We start from the raw sequence: 20,990 nt of genomic DNA, 5'->3' as shown, positions 1-20,990 counted from the left end.
AAAAGAAAATTAAAAAACACCTAATTACCCAAGAAATAATACTTATCAGGCTTAAAACCTAGTATGGGACAGTCCAGGCCATTAGAAATAATAACCACAAAAGTCTCAAAAAAGGAATGTTTTTCAATGCATGATTTGCGTAGTTTAAAAGCAACTTGATAGTTTTAAGTTTTTATTGTCTTTGATAATCATCACCTAAAAACTACCTCAAATGATACGATGTATAAACTCCAAAAGTTGCCAATTCTAAATTATATCATTATGATAACAGTGGATGTCTATGCTACTTCTGGTCAATATATCGGTATGCTGCTGAAAGATAAGATTGGTTGGTCTCATTTTTATCCAAAGATTTTTTTATCATAATATTTGGTACTATTCCTTCACCTACTTTAGCATATTCTTTCCCTTCTCGGTTTATAGTATTGCCTATTGATAATGCGATAAAGGCTCCGTCCGCTAACTTGTATTCTTGGTTTCCTGAGGTCAGTCCCTGTGTATTTTCTCCAATAATCACTGCCCTTTTTTGTCCTACAAAAGCAGCGGTGATAAATTCTGCAGAGCTCCCTGTTTTTTTTGATACCAATATAGCTACAGGCCTTTTAATCTTTTTTGGTTGTTTTTCTGTAATTATAAAATATTGGCTTGCTTTTTTTCCTTCGTAAAACTTATAATTTTTGTAATTAAAATATTCTATTTTACCCTCAGCATCCTTAATGCCTACTACATTTGCTTCATCAAGAAATGGAGCAACTGCAGCGTACATTGGATAAAGCATACCTCCAAAATTTTCTCGTAAATCTATAATCCAGCCTTTTGGTGTTTGTTGGTGTAGGAGGTTAACCTGTCTATAAAATTCGTTTAAATACTCGTTCCAATCATCATTATTGAAAGATCCGATATCTGGCAAATTGATGTAGGCATATTTATTGGCCTTCATTTCACTTTTAATCACTGGGAAGGATTGCCCAGTAGCTCTGTAACCAAGGGTATATGCTCGAACTTTTTCTGGTTCATAAAAATTGGAGTGTGAATCATTCAATGCATTTAAAGCTTCCTTAATAATTGGATAGGTGTCTCTAATGTTTTTTGCCTTTATAACACCGCTTAATGCTTTGCGCTGTACTGCATTCCAATCTATTTTTGCTTTGTTTACTGATTTTGTCTGCATTATCTTTAATGCATCCATTAGATAGTTTTTGATGCTGTCTGCTTGTGCGAAAGAACGATTGACAACAGATAGCATAATAAAAATCGCAACCAACAGGGATTTCTTCATAGAAATAAGGATTTGTTAAAAATAATGATTTAAGATTGCAAGATTAACTAACTATTCTTAAACTTTAACTTTTAGTAATAAAGTTGCATAAATAATTTGTTTAGGATAAAAAGGGTGGCTGAGAACTTCATTCGTTTTTGAACGAATATCTATAAATCGCAATTTACCTCTCTATCCTAGCAAACGGTCGATTTCATCCACTAAACACCTTTAGTCAAACTAATAAATATGATGTATATTTACTCTACGCGAGGATTGACACTATGATTATCCTTTTTAAAATATCATTAGAGATTTGGTGCTTTCGTGATCGTATACACCTATTAGTTAGCGGTCGGCCTATAGTTGAAACTTTAAGAATAAGAGAAACATGAAGAAAATATTGACGCTTTTTATAATAATCTTGATTTTTAGTGCTTGCAGCAATAAAAAAGAAAAATCTATGGCAATATCAGATAACGAAAAATTAGTAAAACAGTATTTTGAGCATTTCAATAATCATGATTGGACTAAGTTATCCAAAATGTATGCTGACATTTCGGAGTTTAAAGATCCATCTTTAGGGCAGGGAATTGTAAAACAAACTAGACAGCAAATAATTGCGAAGTATTCTGAACTTAATAAGATATTTCCAGATCTGCATGACCAGATTATTCAAATCTATGCGTCTGGAGGTAAACATATGATTGTCGAGTTCGTCTCAACCGGCACAAGTCCAGAAAATTCTAAATTTGAGTTACCAATCTGTACTATCTTTACAATTGAAAATGGATTAATTACAAAAGACTTTTCTTATTTCGATAATTTTGAGGAAGAACCAACTGATAAATAATTCTGACTAAGCAGTCTATCCGCCGAAAAGCATATGTGAAGTAAAGTGGGATTCGAGATGGAACCTGGGCTTTATATCGGCTCTTTAAATTTATAATCACCAATTATGAAAATTAAAAGATCATAATATAGATAGAGGAGTGAATCTGAAGAAATAAGTTATTCCCCTACATTTTTTCCTCCATGAACTTGCCTGGTCAACTTCCAAAGTTTCGAACTCTGAAGATCAGGGAAAACATGAAGTATCTGCCCAAACGGTTGACTTGCCTGTCAACGATAACATTGTCAAAAACATCCCTCGAGATTCCCGCGTTTTGATTGAACAGATCAAATCCCTCCACCCTAATTGCTGCAGCATTATTTTTCAAAAATCTATATTCGGTATAAAGACGAAGCAGTGTTGGATTTCGGACCGATCCATTGTCATAGCCCATGTTAATCTGTTTGCTGAAATCATATCCCAAAGTGAGGTCATCGAACAGAAAAGTGCGTCCTTCCACGCCATATTCAAACCGTTGGGTTCTTCTCTCAGGAAATAAGTCTGTAGAATAATGAGTAATATTCTGGGAATAAGAAGCTTCGGCTTCCAGGTTAACCACATTTTCTATATCCACCCGCAACTCCACTTCCTGTTGCCAGTTGAAGTTTTCCGCTTCAACTCGGGTATCGTCCGTGAATGAAACATTATTATTAAGCTGGCCTGAACCGGAAAGTCCCAGACTCAGTTTTCGTCCAGGTAAAAGCGGCTGGCTGATGTCATAATCACCACGAAGACTATAATAGCCATCAGTATTGATATAGCTGGTCTGCTGATAAACACTTCCTGGCAAACGTTTTTTAGTGGAAACAATTCTATCATCAATCCGTTCATACCGTAGATTTGCCAAAACCACTTTCCCAGCATTCCAATCTGCCTGCTTATAATGCATATCTATACCATGAATGAATTCGGGCAATAGTTCAGGATTACCTGTGACGATGTTCTGCAGATCTGAATTATCGCTGATGGGCTGTAACTGAAGAAAACTGGGTTGATTGCTCCGGCCCCGATAGTTGAGTTCCAAAGAACGTTGCTGAGAGAATTTATAGCTAATGCGCATCGAAGGGATAAAGTTGAAAGTTTGGTTTATCGTATTTATTTTTCTGCTCAGATTCTCTCCTTTAAGGGTAACAGGCTGAGCACTCAGTCCAACCGTATACTTTAACTTATCGCCAATATGCCGGAAATTTAGACCGAACCTATTGGTGGTAAACTCATAGTCATATAAGTTACTTAACTCACTATTGAAGCTAGGGATTCCCTGATTGACATCAAATACTTCGCGCGAGTTTTTATTGGCAGAGTGGTTATAGCTATAATTTATCTCAGCAAAATTATGCTTCCCTAACGGTTCCATATAAGATGTCCCGATATTGAACTGCAAATTAGTAGCGTTTTGCCCGTTAATCTGATTTTGAACAAGGGTATCTATATTAGTCTTATCAGTATTTATATATCTGTTATCGATATCTCTGCTGTTTTCATCATTCGAATAGGCAATATTGCTCCAGCCGGTAACACTTCTACCAGGCTTATTAAATTTGTGGTTATAAAAGACGTTGGTTCGAATATTGATATTTTGTCCACTGCTAAGTGATGAGCCAAAGCGGTCAGTGGATAGAGAATCCTGACGGGTCAGGGAGCTACTGAAATTGTTTCCTGAATTTTTTTCGAATGAAAGATTAGGGGAGATTTTAAGATAGTTAGACGTATCAATTTTGTATTCTATATTCCCCCCGAGCGAATGGCGGTTGTTGCTGACCGTATTATCACTCCTGGCATCTTCCACGCGACTGGTGGCATTCAGTAAACTATCCTGTAAAAAACTTTGGGTAAAGGTGGAACTGATGGTTGAATTTTTGGTGTCATCAAAATTGTAGCTTAAATCTGCTGAGAGCTTTTTGCTAAATTCATTTTTATAATTCAGCCCTAATTTATTTCGCGTGGTAATACCATCTCCACCTCCGCCCCTTACGTTTGCATTTGCAAGGGTCGCATCAAGCGAGAGTTGACGCTCACCTTTCATGCTATTTCCACGCAGGTTAAAGTTATATCTTTCGAGATTCCCTACACCTGCAGCAGCACGAGCAAAATAACCTTTCTTTTTATCCTCCTGGATGGTTAAGTTGAGCACTTTTTCAGGTTCGCCGGATTTGATACCGGTAAGACGGGCTTGGTCCCCATAATCATCAATGAACTGCAGGTTTTTAATGATATCAGCGGGTAGATTTTTAATCGCTGTGGCCACATCCGTTCCGAAAAAATCCTTACCATTTACCCTGATTTTAGTCACTGGAGTACCTTGGCTGGTTACATTGCCATCCTTATCAACCTCTATCCCAGGCAATCTTTTGAGCATCTCATCGACACCATCCCCTTCCCTTACAGGAAACGCACCTGCATTAAAACTCACCGTATCCTCCGAAATTTTAACCGGCGGAGTTCCGGAGATAACTACTGCATCCAAAGTATTTGACAAAGCCTTGAGTTCAATGAACGGAATTGATAGTTCTTTACCTCTTTTAAAATCGAATGAACCTTTGTAGGAACTATATCCAATAAAATCCGCTGTGAGCATGAAGGGTTTTCCTGATCGTTTGCTAAACAAAAAGTTTCCATCAGGATCAGTGGAAGCCGCGGTACTGTCTTTGCTATCATAAATCCTCACCACTGCTCCCGGCAACCCTACTCCTGAGGTATCTACTACTTTTCCTTTAACCGTAAAATCCTGTGCCAGCACTTCAGTTTTCAACCCCATCCAAAAGGCTACAAGCAAAACTGCCTGAAGTAATTTTCTCATTATTATATTTGTGTGTGGGCTAAAAATACAGGGTAAAGAAAATGATCCCAAATGCGTAATGTATTTTTTACCTCAATTCCCCTTTCGGTATTAAGCATTATCGGAAGTTTTTAGCTGCAGAACATCCCATAATCTTATATAGAGCGGATCTTAGGCTGATAACGGAAGATAGATCCTTCGAAATGTATCAATCTTGATGTATTGACCATCCATATCCGAATTATTTGTGCGACCGAGACTGAAAGGTCATTTTCAAAAAAAACAGTGGACAACAAGATAAATCAACATTGAGTTTTTTGATGGCAAGAGATACTTAAAGCAAAGGGAGATGCTCGAAAGCTCACTTATGCTGGACTTTACAAAAGTCTTTTTCGATACAGATTTTGTCTGATAGTTATAATATATATACGGATTGTCTTGTCCGGAATTAGGTTTACAATTTTGAGCACATAAAACTCAATAAAAGATGAAAATTGTAAAGCATTATTCGGACGATTTCAAGCGCGAGGTTGTTCAAGATTACCTAAGTTCTGATGATCTTAAGGTAAATGAATGTGGCTGAAACCAAGAAGAAGAGGCAAGTATAGATTGAAAGTTTCCTCCAGCGCGTGTTGTAGCACAATAATATGAACAGTAATGGAAACAATAGTAACGGAAGTGCTTTAAGAATATTCTAAGGATAGAAAGAAAGGATCACTTCGCTTATAGCGGAAATCCTCTAGCTAGGTCAACAAAGCCATATTTTGGGAAGCCGAAAAACACGCAAGTTAACTTAACTACTAAAAATCTTTAAACCCAACCACATACTAAGTTCGCTTCAAAAGTAGAAAATTACCTACACTGATTACGTCAAAAAGAAAACTGTCTCAAAAAACGAAGGTATCCTAACCCTACTTTATATTTTTTTCTCGTTTAAGTTTAGTGCACCAATCAAGGCAAAAAAAATAGACTTATATTATCTGAGTCTGGTTTTTCAGAAATGGTAATATATTTTATCATACACTTCCTAAAAAAAGAATAGCTGCAAGGGAATTAATAACCAAAAAGCTCAGTCAAATTTGTATATCAAAACATTTCTATAACACCACTGTTAATGGTTATAGACTACATAATTATAATTGCCAAGTTTTGAGTATAAACCATGCATCTGATCTTCCCATATCAGGGAATGACCCCGCAAACATTAAACTTTTAAAGTCCGCACTTGACTCATCAATTTCCGGCATCATCATCACTGATAATACCCAGTTCGATAACCCGATCATATACTGCAATAAGGCTTTCGAAGTGCTCTCAGGGTACTTACGTGAAGAAGTGATCGGCCGGAACTGCCGCTTCCTCCAGGGAAACGAACGCAATCAGCAGGCAAGAGAGGATATCAGAAAAGCCGTTACCGAAGGTGAGTCTATCACTGTAGAATTGCGTAACTACCGAAAGGGAGGGGAACTGTTTTGGAATGAGCTTTACATTTCACCAATATTGGGGGAAGCTGGACAGGTGACGCATTTCATCGGCGTACAGAACGATATTACCAGAAGAAAAAATGCAGAAGAAAACCTTCAACATGAACGTGAGCAGGTAGAGCTAAAAATAGAAAAAAGAACACGGGAGTTGAATGAAAACAGGGAATATTTGGATAGCATCATCCAAACTATCCGTCAGGGGCTCATAGTTTTAGATCCTGAGTACAAAGTTATATCGGCCAATGATTTCTTTTTGAAGACCTTCAAGGTAGAAAATAGAGATACCATCGGCCGTTCTTTATATGATCTTGGTAATGGTCAATGGGATATCAAACAGCTCAGGGTTTTGTTGGAACAAATACTCCCCACTAATAATCCCGTTCTGGATTTTGAGGTTGACCACGAATTTCCACATATTGGACGAAAACTCATGCTGCTTAATGCGCATAGAATTGAAATAGAAGGCAGTTTTAAGGATAGAATATTAATAGCAATAGAGGATATTACCCAAATTCGCGCTTCAGAAAACAGGAAGGATGATTTCCTGTCCGTATCCAGCCATGAACTCAAAACTCCACTAACTACCATAAAGGGTTATAACCAGACAATATTAAGATTATTACCTGCTGACATTAATCCAAAAATACCGATGATGGTTAATAAATCTGGCAAACAAATCGACCGGCTACAAAACATTATCACAAGCTTACTGGAAATGTCAAGGATACAATCTGGAAAATTGGTACTTGATGCAGACTCAATTGATATGAATATCCTCATTAAAGAAATGCTTGAAGAAGCACAAGAGGGAAATCCAGAGCATATCCTAATCTTTGAAGGACAGACTAACCATACGATACCGGCAGATGAATCACAGATATCCCAGGTGCTAAAGAATCTGATAACCAATGCCATTAAATATTCCCCTGATTCGAGGAAAATCAAATTGATGCTTACTGAAGTGAGTAATTATATAAAGGTCTCCATAACGGACTATGGATTTGGCATCAGTCAGGAAGATCAGAAAATGATTTTCGATAGGTTTTTCAGGGTTTCAACCATCCAGAAACATTTCCCTGGAATGGGCATAGGACTATACATATGTGCCCAGATAATCAAGCAACATGGTGGAACCCTATGGGTAGACAGTGAGCCAGGAAAAGGGGCAACATTTAGTTTTACGCTACCAATAAAGGCAAAGGAGAGTGGTGATGAGTAAAAGACTTCTTATTTGTGATGATGATAGGGATATAGTTGAGATGTTGGAAATTGTGCTCGATGAAAGCGGCTTTGAAATTATCACTGAAACTGACAGTAAAAGGGTATTGGAATTAATTTCAAATACAAGGCCGCAACTGGTTTTAATGGATCTATGGATGCCAGTTATATCCGGCGATCAGATATTGAAGCGTATGCGGGAGGATAAAAATATTTCATCCATCCCGGTAGTGATCATGTCGGCCGCTCAGGACGGTAAGGAAGTTGCCTTAAAAGCGGGCGCAAACGGATATATCCCAAAACCTTTCGATATTGATAAACTTTTAAAGCGCGTCAATGAATTTATAAGTTAAATCTGCTCGATACGGAAATTAGAACTTGTCTGCATATAGGTTAAATCTTTTTAGCGTGTCGGTATGCTCTATATCCAGTCTGCTACAGGCTGTAGCAATCAGGAATTTGATTTCGGATATGTTGGTGATATGCTCATCCCAGCCTCCCATCTCAGCAATAGGTTATTTCGGCAAAAAAAGGTTATTACGTTTATAGACACTTATTGAATATTTGGTTTGATCATGGGCAAGCAAACTTAAATGTTGGCAGCCCAGTTGGCTCACCACCCTTGAGTGCTATGCTAAATTGTTTTGGGGTTTTTTCTTAAGAGAATTAAAATTTCTTACAACTAACCATAATAACCTTCAAACAATTATGGATGGTTCACAGTTGATATGCTTAACAAAAATTAATCTTAAAAAACATATGGAAAACCATACGATGCTGCAGTACTTTGAATGGTACTATCCAAAGGACGGAAGTTTATGGAAAAAAGTAAAAGATGATGCCAGCAGGTTAAAAGCCATGGGCATCGATGCAGTATGGCTTCCACCAGCTCACAAGGGCATGGAAGGCGAATCCTCAACCGGTTATGATTCCTATGATCTTTACGACTTAGGCGAATTTGATCAGAAGGGAAGCATCCGTACCAAGTACGGAACCAAACAGGATTACATTGATGCAGTACACGCAGCTCGCGAGGCTGGCATCCAGGTTTATTCAGATATTGTCCTCAATCACCTGGGGGGCGCAGACGACCATGAGCCGGTTACCGTGCGAAAAGTGAATCCGGATAACCGGAATGAGTTCATTTCTGAACCATTCGAAATTGATGCATACACCGTTTTTAACTACCCTGGCCGAGAAGGTAAATATTCCCAGTTTAAATGGGACTTTCAATGTTTCACAGGCGTAGATTACGATGCCAGAACGGAAGAGTCCGCTGTTTATAGCATCCAAAACGAATATGGAAGCGGTTGGGAGAATGTGCTGGACACTGAAAACGGGAATTATGATTACCTGATGCTCACTGACATCGATTTCAGAAACCCACACGTGAGGGAAGAGTTAAAAAAATGGGGCGAGTGGTTTTATCATACCGCAGAAATGGACGGTTTCCGTCTGGATGCAATCAAGCACATGCCTGCTGAATTTTTCAATGAGTGGCTGGACCACATGCGTTCAGTGACGGGCAAGGAATTATTTACGGTCGGCGAATACTGGTCACCGGGTGATCTTCAATCCATGCTCGATTATATCAACGCAACCGGGAGACGCATGTCGTTATTCGATGCCTGCCTTCAGGCGAACTTTTCACGCGCCTCAAAGGAAGGAGAAAACTTTGATCTGACTACTATTCTTCAGGGCACCCTTGTAGAGGCCTTACCTGAGCTTGCTGTTACACTGGTAGAAAATCACGATACCCAGCCCCTTCAGTCCCTGGAGCAAACGGTAGAACCCTGGTTTAGGGCGCATGCCTATGCCGTTATACTGCTTCGGGAAGCTGGATACCCTTGCGTATTCTACTCGGATGTATATGGTTCGAGTTATACCGATAAAGGTACAGATGGATTCGACCATGAAGTTACCATGGAACCTCTACCACAATTAGAGGTGCTTTTGAATTTAAGAAAAGACAAAGCCTACGGTGAACAAAGAGATTATTTAGATCACCCAAGCTGCATTGGTTGGACCAGATCAGGGGATGACGGCCATCAAAATTCAGGAATCGCAGTGATTTTATCAAACGGCTCGGCGGGAACCAAAAGGATGGAAGTCGGCGTTCATTTTGCAGGGAGCGTATTTCGTGATTACCTATCACATCATCAGGGAGAGGTCACTATCGGCGAAGATGGCTGGGCAGAGTTTTACTGTGAGGCCGGGTCAGTATCCGTATGGGCAAAAGCCTAAGCTTAGAACAATGAAATGTCAGTGAATAAATTTTACTGACATTTCACCTATATCTAAAGTGGCAGATTAAAACGGGCCACCGTTCCTTTACCAGCAGGGTTAGTTTCTATCCGAATCGCACCGCCATGTTGGGCAATAATCTCTGAACAAAGAAATAAACCTATTCCGCTGCCGGATGCAATTGTGCTCGCATTTTCCACGCGGTAGAACTTTTCAAAAACTTTTGTCTGTTCGGTTTCGGATATGCCTATACCATAGTCAATGACCAAAACCTGAATATTCGTATGGTCACCGGAGATTTCGATCTGAATTTTGGATTCACCTGGAGAATACTTAATTGCATTATTGATCAGGTTTGTCAGGACCTGTGCGATTCGGTATCTATCCGCAGTAACCTTGAGAATATCTGTTTTTGTAGCCAGGCTGATTTCAAAATCGCCACTGGTGAGACTGGCATTGGCAATGACCTCTAGTGTCAGTTCCTCAAGATTAACAGTTTCCTTTTTCAGGATCATCTCAGTCTGGTGATATAACTTGTTATTGATCATATCATCCATAAGTCGCTCGACCTTCCCGCTCGCAGTAATTGCCCTTTCCGCAATAAGCTGATGCTTGGTGTCTCCAATTTTAACAATGAATTTGTGCAGTAATTGCAAGTACCCTTTCACAACTGACAAGGGTGATTTAAGTTCATGGGTAGTAATATTCAGGATTTCATCACGCAAAATTTCTGCACCCTTTTTCTCGGTTATATCAATGGTTGTACCTACTATGCGAACTGGTTTTAAATCCTCGAAAATCACCGTCCCCCTTACCTGCAGCCAATGGATATTGTTACCGGTATGCCTGACACGGACTTCGAAATCATAGGTAGGTGTTTCAGGATTCATAGCCTGCCTCAGCCCTTCCTCCCTTCGCCACCGGTCCTCAGGTAATATGGAATCTATAATCGTTTGCTCAGCAATGACCTGATCTGGTGTTAATCGGAAGTTTATCCTGTTCTGGTCAGTACATTCAATCAGTTTGGTTTTAAGATCAAGTTCCCAGAAGCCGAGCTTAACCTGGGCAAGGGCTATAGCCAGGTGTTCCTCAGAAATCCTGGCAGAATTAAAAAAGTTTTTTGGCAATGATTTTAGCTATTTATTTTAGCAAAGTTAAGCATTGATCCATAAACTGCAAATCTAAGAATCCCGGAAAACTCAGATGAGTTCAAACATTTGGGCTAAGGGGGGGGTTAGATAATTAATAGAACAAGAATAGTCAATTTATATATCAAAAACTTTACTTAAAACAATATAATCCGGTTACCGATGGAAGATAATATTTCAGCTGAGCTTAAACATTCACTCAATTTAGTGCCCAGTTGTTTAATGATCATTTCTCCAAGCATGTCGATTTCCATGGTCAACGATTATTTTGCGGATTGCTTGAAGATCGATAAGGATACCATTGTCAATATGGATTTAGCGCCTGGTCTAAAACTCATCCTGAATAGTTCGCCAGATCTCATTCAGGGCTATGCACTTGATCTGGAACAATGGTTTAGAACAAATTTTGATAGGCTTTCCCTGAGCGCTGTAAAGGATGCTTTCAAATCAGAGTTTGAGGGAGTGTCTTATAACATGATATCTACAGATAAAAGTCAAGGGGCAATCATTTTAAACTTCGGTATTGGCAGCATAGCCTGTAAAAAGGCGATGGTTTCGGAGCGTGAGATGACGCTTCAGAACATGACAGATGATTCAGAAGTATTGATCAGTATGGTAGATGAATATGGAAACATTGAATTCCGCAACCTTGCCTGGGAAAAGTTTATGGGAGAAAGAATCCCTTCGCAGGGCAGATTCCATTGGGAGGAACTAGTCCATGGGGATGACCTGGAGCCCTTTCATAATCAGCTTTACAATGCGATTTCAACCAGGGCTTCATTTTCAGCAGAGCTCAGGATAAAGGATCGAAACAATCTGTATAGATGGTTAAAAATTAAAGGTTCACCAAGACTAAATAGTTATCAGCGTTTTTTAGGATATGTCTGCACCGGTATAGAAATAAGCGAAACTAAAAATCAGTTGCTGGAGCTTACCAGGCTAAATGAGGCGCTCATCATCTCTAATACTGAAATCGCTGCCCGGAAAGAAGAACTTCAATCTGCATTGGATGCAGCTGAAATGGGAAGTTGCAGTCTTGACATCGCTACCTTGAAAGCAAAAATGTCCCAAGAATACCGCAATCATTACGGTTTGCCGTTACAGGGAGACATTGACTGGCAAATGGTAATGCAGGCAGTAGAACCGGAATACCGTGATGAAGTAAATCAGGTACTCTATGATGCGGCTGAACATGGAACCGCGGTTGATAGCACCTACCCTATCCGCCACCTGATATCTGGCCAGCGGAAATGGATGCGGGTAGTTGGGAAGGTGAGCAAAGATAAAACAGGAAAACCTCAATCAATATATGCTGTTGTGATGGACGTAACTGGAGCTATTCAGGAAGAGCACATGAAGAATAAGTTTATAGAAATGGTCAGTCACGAGCTTAAAACACCACTAACTTCAATCGGCGGATTTATACAGCTGTTAGCATACAAACATGATCTTGGTCAACAGGTTGATGCCGCAAATATTTCTAAAAAGGTCCACCATCAGCTATCAAAAATGGGCCGGATGATCGAAGGATTTTTGAATATCTCCAGGATAGAGTCTAGCGAAATGAAGATCGAGAAGAGAGAATTTAATTTTTGTGATCTCATTGATGAACTCAATGAGGAGTTTATCAATGAGATCTCAACCCATCGCATTTCCACTACAAAATTTGAAAGTCTTATGGTAAATGGGGATAGGGATAGAATTGGAATGGTTATACATAATCTGATCAGCAACGCTATAAAGTATTCTCCTTCCGGATCTCCAATTCAGATAGAATTCCGGGTCGAAGACAGTAATTTGATATTTAGCGTGAAAGATCAGGGTATAGGCATCATACCGGGCGAGGAAGAAAAACTCTTTAAGCCCTATTTTAGAAGCAAAAACCAGCGCATTCATACGGTATCGGGTTTCGGTATCGGCCTATTCATCTGCGCAAAGATCATAAAATTACATGATGGAGTGATATGGGCAGAAAGCAAACCAGGTGAAACAGGTAGTAATTTTAGTTTTTCTATCCCACATTGATTTGACTATTGGATCACCGTTATAAGGTATGCAAACTATTAAGCCATGGGAAGCGGTAATATTTTCCGTGAGAATGTCTTGAAGGAACACTCCCATCTACCTGCAAAAATAACTTCCCCTTAACTGTAAACTTCATAGTTTAATTTCAAGTCTATAAAAAAGTCTCAATAAACGAATAATTCGTCCAAATATAAGAATCTGAAATTATAGATGTACTTTCAGTACGTACTAGTGCTGCGCGCTAAAATATACATCAAGATACTGCCACAATGAAAACCTACATTATAGCGACACTAATATTATTTCCAAACTTTAATAAAAGCTATGCTCAGACAATTGATACCCTTATTGAGGTAGGTACCTGTAGTCTTCACATCAAAGTAATTAAAGGTAATGCAAAAACTATTTTATTTGAATCAGGTGGAGCGCTTGGTGCCAGTCAATGGGACATAATCTCAACCCGGGCGCATAATATTCTAAACGCTACAGTGATAACCTACGATCGCCAGGGTTCTGGCAAGAGTGATATCGATACAAATCAATACAACATTTTAAACGAAGTAAAATCGCTTGAATTTGCACTGACAAAATTAGGTTATGGAAATTCTGATATGCTCTTGGTCAGTCATTCATTGGGTGCTTTTTATTCTATGCTATACGCAAATAGAAATCCTCATCTAATAAAGGGTATTATGATGTTTGATCCCAGGATAGCCTCAAGAGCAGACATGAGGTTTGCCAGGCAGGTTTACAAGAAGCTGGATCGCAAACAGTTTAAGAAGGAAGAATCATGGCTCTATTATGTTTTAGCTGCAATGGAAAGTAATAGTAATATTGTTCGAAAAATCTCGCTAGAAGAAACAATACCAATATTAGATGTAATGGCAGAATTTGGACCGTTTGATTCAAAGCAGGAAAATGAAAGATTTCAACTCTCTCAAAAAGATTTTGTTAAAAGAAAGCAGAATGCAACGTTACTATATCTAAAAGGCACTTCCCACAATATACCTCAAGATAAACCAGAAGTTGTAATAAATGAGATTGTGAAATTTTATAAGTATCACTTAAATTGATTGATGAATTGATTTAGTGCATTTTCTGTTATAATCTTCATCAATCATAACACTTTAATTACAGCATCAAAGTAATTTTGTCTCAACAAACGAAGATTTAGATTTAACGTTAAATATTTGGGCTACAATCAATTTAGGATGGAAACAACTGATAAATAGTTCTGACCAACAAGTCTATCCGCTGAAAAAGCATATGTAAATTAAGCCGGGATTCATGTTGAGCATTATCATCATTTCCCTTTTAGACGGCAAAGCAATCTACTGTAATACATCCTAAAATTAAGTACATCATCAAAATCCATTCATTTTAATTTTCTGAACATCTATCTTACTTTAAAAAAATGTAAGCTATTAATCTACTATAAAACTGCTCCGTTAAGTGATTTTCATACAATGCGGTTTTTATTATGCCTCGTCGGTTTTAAAACCAATAGGACAATTGGATTAAAATGACACCTGGATAATCAGCGACTTGGTCCATTCAGATTATCGGTATCTCGGCTTTAGTATTTACAAATTATTAATTTGATGTGTTTTTAAGGTTACTGGTCTTGAATAAGTGCTTGTGAAACGTTACATTGCTACGCAAATGAATATTCAACTCTATATTTTTCCTCCATTCCATTGGATATATGGTATAAAAATGAAGTGTAAAAACCTTACTCCTATTCTTACATTTCTCATTACTACTATTTTTTATAATACACAGGCCCAAGACATTCACATTGCCAAACTGGATAGCTTTTTAAATGCAGTTTCTTCGAATAATCAGGTAATGGGAAGTGTAATGATTACGAAACATGGAAAGTTAATTTATGAGAAGATTATCGGCTTTAGCCAGATCGAGGGAGACAAAAAAAATCCCGCAACGTTACAAACTCAATACCGAATTGGTTCTATTTCCAAGAGCTTTACCGCAGTAATGATATTCCAGCTGATTGATGAAAATAAAATTTCTTTAGACACAAAACTCTCCAGGTTTTTTCCAAATATGCCTAATGCAAATCGAATTACCATTGAACATTTGCTTACCCATACTAGCGGCCTTTCAGACCATGTGAACGAAAACATCGAATGGATTACTGAGCCACATACCAAAGCAGAACTGCTTGACAAAATTGCTCAGGTAAAACCGCATTTCGAGCCTGGAGCTAAACAGCAGTATTCAAACGGTGGCTTCTTGTTGCTTGGATATATAGTAGAAAAGATCACGAACAAAACCTACCAAGCAGCACTGAAACAAAGAATTATCAATAAGATTGGCCTGAAAAACACAATTGCAGCAACAAGAAATAATAGTTTATCACTCGAAGCAAGACCTTACTCGTTTCAAGGATCTTGGGTTCCGGTTAAAGAAATCTATTTCCCAAACGTGGTAGGTGTGGGGGATATCTTGTCTACACCCCAAGATTTGTCGATATTTATAAACTCGCTTGTATCGGGAAAATTAGTTAGCAGCAATAGCTACAATCACATGAAGGCGTTTAAAGGTAATAACATATTCGGGATGGGTCTTTTAAAATCCCCGTTTTATGAAAAAACGTTAATAGGCCACAATGGTGGAACTTACGGAAGTTATAGTGTATTATATACAAATCTTGAAGACGGTGCTACCTTTGCCATCACCACCAATGGCATGAATTTCGGTTTAAATGATTTATTCTTGGTACTGCTTAAAGCATATTATAATAAGCCCTACCAAATTCCCCTACAGCTTAAAGAAGAGGACCTTGATGAATTGCTTGGCAATTATGAAAGCAAAGAAAAGCCCTTAAAAATCTTAATCACTAAATCAGGTTCAGTCTTGGTTGCCCAGGCTACGGGTCAGCCGGCTTTCTCACTTGATGCAGTAAACAAAGACAATTTTAAGCGTGAGCAGTATGATGTTGAGTTGAGATTTAATCGTGCCAAAGGTGAAATGATTTTAGTCCAGGACGGTAAAAATTATAAGTATGTACTGGTCATGTAGGATCAGCAGATTTGTTTAAGTATGCTAAAAGAATGGACAAACTCCAGTTGGAAAGCATAAAAGATCATAGAACAAGAAAAATTAAACCCATCGCAAAGTGTTGATTATTGATCGGTAGATAAAGCACCTGATATAAAATGCTGTCTTAAACGAAACTTTTTCTATGCCCTGTTTTTTTCAAAATCGTTTCTCAAACGCTAAAAATCTTGAAAGATGTTCTAAGAATTTAACGTTTTATTTCATGAAAGCAAAATGGGGTCTAGCGATACATGCTCTAAGCAGCTTAATTTTTACACACACTATCAAACTGAAGGCTTATTTCCCTTCTCTGATATATTTCATAGCTCTTTGCAGATGTGCATCTTCTACTCCAACCAAATCTTTGGCAGAGGCTTTAAAATAAATATCAGGTTTGATGCCAACACGCTGGGTTTGTCGTCCATCTGGATAAAAAATACCATTTCCAGTGAAGCTGAAATGATAGCCTCCGGGCAGAGTCAACCTTTTAACATCACCATCAGCACCCGCCGTTTGACTACCGATAATGGTTGCATTGGCGTTGAACTGACGTAGCATCATAGTAAACCACTCGCCCATGCTTTGAGTATTTTCGTCTGTTAAAATTACTATTTTGCCTGAATACAAATCTCCTATAGGTTTTGTGACATCCTTCGAAACGTACATATAGTTTTCAATAGCTTCCCTATGTATAAAGGTTCCCGGGTCTTTCAGGTCTGCAGCATAATAACGGGCAAATGCAAATGGAGCTTTACCCAATACCAATGGCAAATAGTAACCAAACAAACCCAGTGACTGAGGATACTTTCTCATGTCAAAAATAAGCGCTTTTTTACTGTTCAGTTCAGTTGATAATCTTGCAAGGTCTTTGTTTTTTGGAAGGTCTTTATCAAAGAAATTACCAGCCCTGAACAAAGTGATATCATCACCAATATTTTCTATACCTCTGATTTTTTTCTCTTTAGCCCGTTTTTGCAGAATATCATTTTCAAGACTAAGTGGAAAAAGCAGTTGCTAAGCAACATCATGAATATTCAATGAAATCAATCCATATTTTGGTCTCAGACTGAACAACAATTATAGCGGGAAAAACATTCTATCTGTTTATCTTTTGTTTTATTCAATTTTATTATCAATTTATCGCTATAAGGTAAATGCAACTTTGTTGTTTTTATTTGTTCGATAACAATTTATGTTTTACATTTGAAAAGTTTGGTTGATTAATGATTGAGCAGAGAAGAGTGGTTACTTTCCTGCTTATATATTGAATTCTGATTGGCGAAATAGCATGATTTTAAGGTTAGCAGTCGGGTCGTCAGCGCTTAAATACTAAAGACGGATAAAACACTACTATTCTACAGGAATGTCTGAAGGTTGGAATGAAAGTATTGAATAACTGATGATAGTACATATGTCCGAAACATAATAATGAGATGAACGATTTAATTCTCAAAGACATGCTGCAAGCAAGAGGACTAAGGGCGACTGCTTCCAGGATTTTGTTGCTGAACCTTTTCAACACTGATCATATTGCACTTATGCATAGTGAAATTCGTTCTCATTTGCAAAATAAGGTAGACCGGGTAAGTGTTTACCGAATTGTTGCTATTTTGATAGCACATAAGATTCTCATAGGTTTTGTTGATAATGGGGGCAACGAATCGTTTATCCTTTAACCGCTACAAAGAAGTGGCAGAAGAAATTGTTCCACTGGTAAAATGTGAAAATTGTCATCGGGTTTCACAGCTTCCCTCACTGCCTTTTGACTATGAAATAATTCTTAAACAAAACAAACTGAGAAAACAGCCTATCTTCCACGGATTATGCAGACATTGTCAGGTTTAATTAAAAATTAAGCACTATCATATTCTGTATATAAACTGTTACAAAGTTAAATGCTAAACCCCATAAAGAAGTGAGAATTTTAATGCAGCTTTGTAACAAAATGAAAAAGCAATTGGTTTCTTCTCACACCAAAACGCATCGGTTCCTGTCGATGCTTCTTGTGATGCTTTTTCTTTCAATCTCGATTTTACAGCTTGCGCATACCCACCGGGCACTTTCTTCTGAAAAGGAAAATATTACCTCGGATTCAGTGTCCGCAATAGAAAAGTGCGAAATATGTGATTTCATCATCCACAAACAAAGCAAGCATCTTCCAGCGTATTTTTCGCCATACATGAACGTTCTTTCACCCGTTGAAATAACCTATAACTGCAATTCCTGTATCTGCAATTACGAATTTACCCTTCAGGGCTTTACCAACAAGGGTCCACCCATCTTTCACTCCTAACCTACTCTATTCAGCGATCTAAGTAGATAGCTTTGTTCATTGCACGCATTTTTAGTTGCTAAAAATGTGTCTTTCTTTTTTTATTTTTTCATCCGGCTGTGCTGCTGCGCCTATTGTAGCGCATTAAGCCAAATAACGCCTACCGATAAGTGTCTGTTTTTACTAGCATGCAAAAGTTTATTTGCGTATTTATTCTCTTTATTGCATTGTTTTCCGATGCCTTTGGGCAAAACTTTAACCTGGAGGGGCTGATAAGTGATGAACACCATCAGCCAATTTCCGGCGTGGCGGTATCCGTTCCTGGAAGTAACAAAATCGTCTTCACTGATCAAGATGGCCATTTCTTGGTGGAAAGCCTTGAAAGCGGGAAAACAACGCTGAGATTCGCAAGATTGGGTTATACCACTATCGAGAATACCTACAGTATCTATACTTCCATGAAGATCAATGTAACCCTGACTGCTGAGGTTAAACAATTAAAAGAAGTGACTATAGAAGATGATCGTATGGAGCAGCGAAATAAATCCGAATCACTGAACATTCAAACGGTAGATGCGGCTTTTATTCAGCGGAATCTGGGCGGAAGCCTAATGAAAACACTGGAACGCCTTCCCGGAATAAAAACAATCGGCATTGGTTCCGGTCAATCCAAACCCCTGATACGCGGGTTAGGCTTTAACAGAGTGGTGGTGGTAGATAAAGGTGTCAAACACGAGGGCCAGCAGTGGGGCGCCGATCATGGACTCGAGATTGATCAGTTCGCTGCTGATCAGGTGGAACTGATCAAAGGTGCCGCATCCTTTATCTACGGTTCGGATGCCATTGCAGGCGCAATTGCGATAAACCCTGCGCCTATCCCGATGCCTAATTCCATTGGTGGATCTATTGATCTCATTGGCAAAACCAACAATAATCTTTTGGGAACCTCGGTAAATTTTTATGCAAGAAACAAGCACTGGTTTTTAGACTCCAGGTTTACCTATCAGGACTATGGCGATTACCGGGTACCAACTGATGAGGTTTATGTATACGATTACCAGGTGAAACTAAAGGATAATTTCCTGCGCAATACTGCCGGCAGGGAAACCGGTACCCATTTAAATATTGGATATGTAAACGAGCGCTTCCGATCCGTATTTTATCTCAGCAACACCTTCAGCAATAGTGGTTTTTTTGCCAATGCACATGGGCTTGAGCCCAGAAACGTCGATGCGGTGATGCATGACGCGTCATCCAAGGATATATTGCGTCCAAGTCAGAAAGTGAATCATTTTAAAATTATCAACCGAAGCGTTCTGGAAGATGGTAATCATAGATTTGAAGGCGAACTTGGCTATCAGCGAAATTTAAGAAAGGAATTCAGTGACTACGTAAACCATGGCTACATGCCACCGGTCTATCCATCCTTCATGACTATTCCCTCTGACCTTGAACGGGAATTTGATAAGGTGGTTTATTCGGCAAACTTGCGAGACAGGATAACCATTGGAAAACATGAGTTAAGTTTGGGGCTGAACGGCGAACATCAGAACAACGGCATCAACGGATATACATTTCTGGTGCCTGCTTTTAATCAGTATTCAGTCGGATCATTTGTATATGATAAATACAGGCTTAACGATAAAATACTTCTTCATGCAGCGCTGCGATATGATCACAGCCGGATCAGGATGTTCAGCTATACCGACTGGTTCCCCTCCACCATCACCAGCGGCGAAGTAGCAAGAGAAGAGTACGTAGTGCGCTCTTCGGATCTCAAAAGGCAATTCAACAGTCTGGTCTGGTCAGTAGGTGCAAACTATAACCTTGATCGCTTTTCCTTAAAAGCAAATATTGGTAAAAGCTTCCGTATGCCAATTGCAAAGGAGCTTGGTGCGAACGGCGTGAACTACCATTACTTCAGTTTTGAGAAAGGAGATCCATCGCTTGCCCCCGAACAGTCCTATCAGGCCGACCTGAGCCTGGAATGGAAAGCTGAGCGCTGGTCAATATTACTGAGTCCTTTTTACAATTATTTTTCAAATTATATCTACCTGAATCCTACTTCGGGCCACGATACAAATTACGGTGCCGGAAACCAGATCTTCCAGTATGCCCAAAGCAAAGTGGTGCGATACGGAGCAGAACTGCAGTTCAAAATCAAATTCCTTAAAACTTTAAACGCAGAAGTCCTGGGAGAGTATCTTTCCGCCGAGCAGCGTTCGGGTGACAAGGCAGGATACACCTTGCCTTTTTCTCCGCCTGCTTCAGCGTTATTCAACCTGACCTGGTCGCCGGTACTGAAAAACAGACCGGAAGGAACCTATTTCTCAATTGATTGCCGGGTAACCAGTCCACAGAACAATATCGTTCCCCCGGAGAAGAAGACACCGGGCTATCAGCTCATCAACCTACAGGCAGGCACTACGGTGAAATTTTACAATCAAAGCCTGATGTTCAGCCTGCAGGCACAGAATGTACTCAACACACGGTACCTCAATCATACCAGTTTCTACCGGCTGATAGCGCTGCCTGAAATGGGACGAAATATCGTATTATCTATAAAACTACCTTTCAGCAACATCAAAAACAAACCTTAAATATCCAATA

The 20,990-nt window shown here is 39.0% G+C and carries 13 protein-coding genes; 9 read left to right on the top strand and 4 right to left on the bottom strand.

All coding sequences use genetic code 11. The features are described from left to right. Positions 1 to 283: 283 nt before the first annotated feature. Positions 284 to 1,279 carry a S41 family peptidase gene (locus AC3ITD_RS21375; protein ID WP_265801885.1) on the bottom strand — a complete coding sequence of 332 codons (996 nt, stop codon included), beginning with the start codon at positions 1,277 to 1,279 and terminating at the stop codon, positions 284 to 286. A 370-nt stretch (positions 1,280 to 1,649) separates the two neighbouring features. Between AC3ITD_RS21375 and AC3ITD_RS21370 the strand changes: the two genes are divergently transcribed. Further along, positions 1,650 to 2,111 (top strand): nuclear transport factor 2 family protein, encoded by a 462-nt coding sequence (locus tag AC3ITD_RS21370; protein WP_489362713.1) that lies wholly within the window; start codon positions 1,650 to 1,652, stop codon positions 2,109 to 2,111. A gap of 196 nt (positions 2,112 to 2,307) precedes the next feature. On the opposite strand, the gene AC3ITD_RS21365 is transcribed toward AC3ITD_RS21370, so the two are convergent. After that, positions 2,308 to 4,950, bottom strand: coding sequence for an outer membrane beta-barrel protein (locus tag AC3ITD_RS21365; protein ID WP_489362712.1), 2,643 nt, complete (start codon positions 4,948 to 4,950; stop codon positions 2,308 to 2,310). Between the two features lie 1,128 nt (positions 4,951 to 6,078). Between AC3ITD_RS21365 and AC3ITD_RS21360 the strand changes: the two genes are divergently transcribed. The 3 genes from AC3ITD_RS21360 to AC3ITD_RS21350 all read left to right on the top strand — a co-directional run bounded on the left by AC3ITD_RS21360 (position 6,079) and on the right by AC3ITD_RS21350 (position 9,875). Then, positions 6,079 to 7,632 (top strand): sensor histidine kinase, encoded by a 1,554-nt coding sequence (locus AC3ITD_RS21360; RefSeq protein WP_489362711.1) that lies wholly within the window; start codon positions 6,079 to 6,081, stop codon positions 7,630 to 7,632. After that, positions 7,625 to 7,984, top strand: coding sequence for a response regulator (locus AC3ITD_RS21355; RefSeq protein WP_489362710.1), 360 nt, complete (start codon positions 7,625 to 7,627; stop codon positions 7,982 to 7,984). The genes AC3ITD_RS21360 and AC3ITD_RS21355 overlap by 8 nt, the downstream gene beginning before the upstream one ends. Positions 7,985 to 8,339: 355 nt before the next feature. Next, positions 8,340 to 9,875 carry an alpha-amylase gene (locus AC3ITD_RS21350; RefSeq protein ID WP_489366720.1) on the top strand — a complete coding sequence of 512 codons (1,536 nt, stop codon included), beginning with the start codon at positions 8,340 to 8,342 and terminating at the stop codon, positions 9,873 to 9,875. Between the two features lie 53 nt (positions 9,876 to 9,928). Here the strand turns inward: AC3ITD_RS21350 and AC3ITD_RS21345 are convergent, their stop codons facing one another. After that, positions 9,929 to 11,002 (bottom strand): PAS domain-containing sensor histidine kinase, encoded by a 1,074-nt coding sequence (locus tag AC3ITD_RS21345; protein WP_489362709.1) that lies wholly within the window; start codon positions 11,000 to 11,002, stop codon positions 9,929 to 9,931. A 183-nt stretch (positions 11,003 to 11,185) separates the two neighbouring features. Between AC3ITD_RS21345 and AC3ITD_RS21340 the strand changes: the two genes are divergently transcribed. The 3 genes from AC3ITD_RS21340 to AC3ITD_RS21330 all read left to right on the top strand — a co-directional run bounded on the left by AC3ITD_RS21340 (position 11,186) and on the right by AC3ITD_RS21330 (position 16,090). After that, positions 11,186 to 13,048, top strand: a complete 1,863-nt coding sequence (locus tag AC3ITD_RS21340; protein ID WP_489362708.1) for an ATP-binding protein — start codon at positions 11,186 to 11,188, stop codon at positions 13,046 to 13,048. Between the two features lie 269 nt (positions 13,049 to 13,317). Continuing rightward, positions 13,318 to 14,121: an alpha/beta fold hydrolase gene (locus tag AC3ITD_RS21335; RefSeq protein WP_489362707.1), complete on the top strand. Its 804-nt coding sequence runs from the start codon at positions 13,318 to 13,320 to the stop codon at positions 14,119 to 14,121. Positions 14,122 to 14,764: 643 nt separating this feature from the next. Further along, on the top strand, positions 14,765 to 16,090 hold the full coding sequence (locus AC3ITD_RS21330) for a serine hydrolase domain-containing protein (protein WP_489362706.1): 1,326 nt from the start codon (positions 14,765 to 14,767) through the stop codon (positions 16,088 to 16,090). A 315-nt stretch (positions 16,091 to 16,405) separates the two neighbouring features. Here AC3ITD_RS21330 and AC3ITD_RS21325 read toward each other — a convergent pair whose 3' ends face one another. Continuing rightward, positions 16,406 to 16,921 carry a S41 family peptidase gene (locus AC3ITD_RS21325; protein WP_489362705.1) on the bottom strand — a complete coding sequence of 172 codons (516 nt, stop codon included), beginning with the start codon at positions 16,919 to 16,921 and terminating at the stop codon, positions 16,406 to 16,408. A gap of 620 nt (positions 16,922 to 17,541) precedes the next feature. Here AC3ITD_RS21325 and AC3ITD_RS21320 point away from each other — a divergent pair. Together AC3ITD_RS21320 and AC3ITD_RS21315 are read left to right on the top strand one after the other, a co-directional pair. Further along, positions 17,542 to 17,784 carry a hypothetical protein gene (locus tag AC3ITD_RS21320; protein WP_489362704.1) on the top strand — a complete coding sequence of 81 codons (243 nt, stop codon included), beginning with the start codon at positions 17,542 to 17,544 and terminating at the stop codon, positions 17,782 to 17,784. Positions 17,785 to 18,568: 784 nt separating this feature from the next. After that, on the top strand, positions 18,569 to 20,980 hold the full coding sequence (locus AC3ITD_RS21315) for a TonB-dependent receptor (RefSeq protein WP_489362703.1): 2,412 nt from the start codon (positions 18,569 to 18,571) through the stop codon (positions 20,978 to 20,980). Positions 20,981 to 20,990: the final 10 nt, after the last annotated feature.

It is taken from the genome of Pedobacter sp. KH_004 (assembly GCF_057840755.1).
Note: the sequence above shows the minus strand (reverse complement) of the source record. Positions and strands in the feature narration are given on the sequence as shown.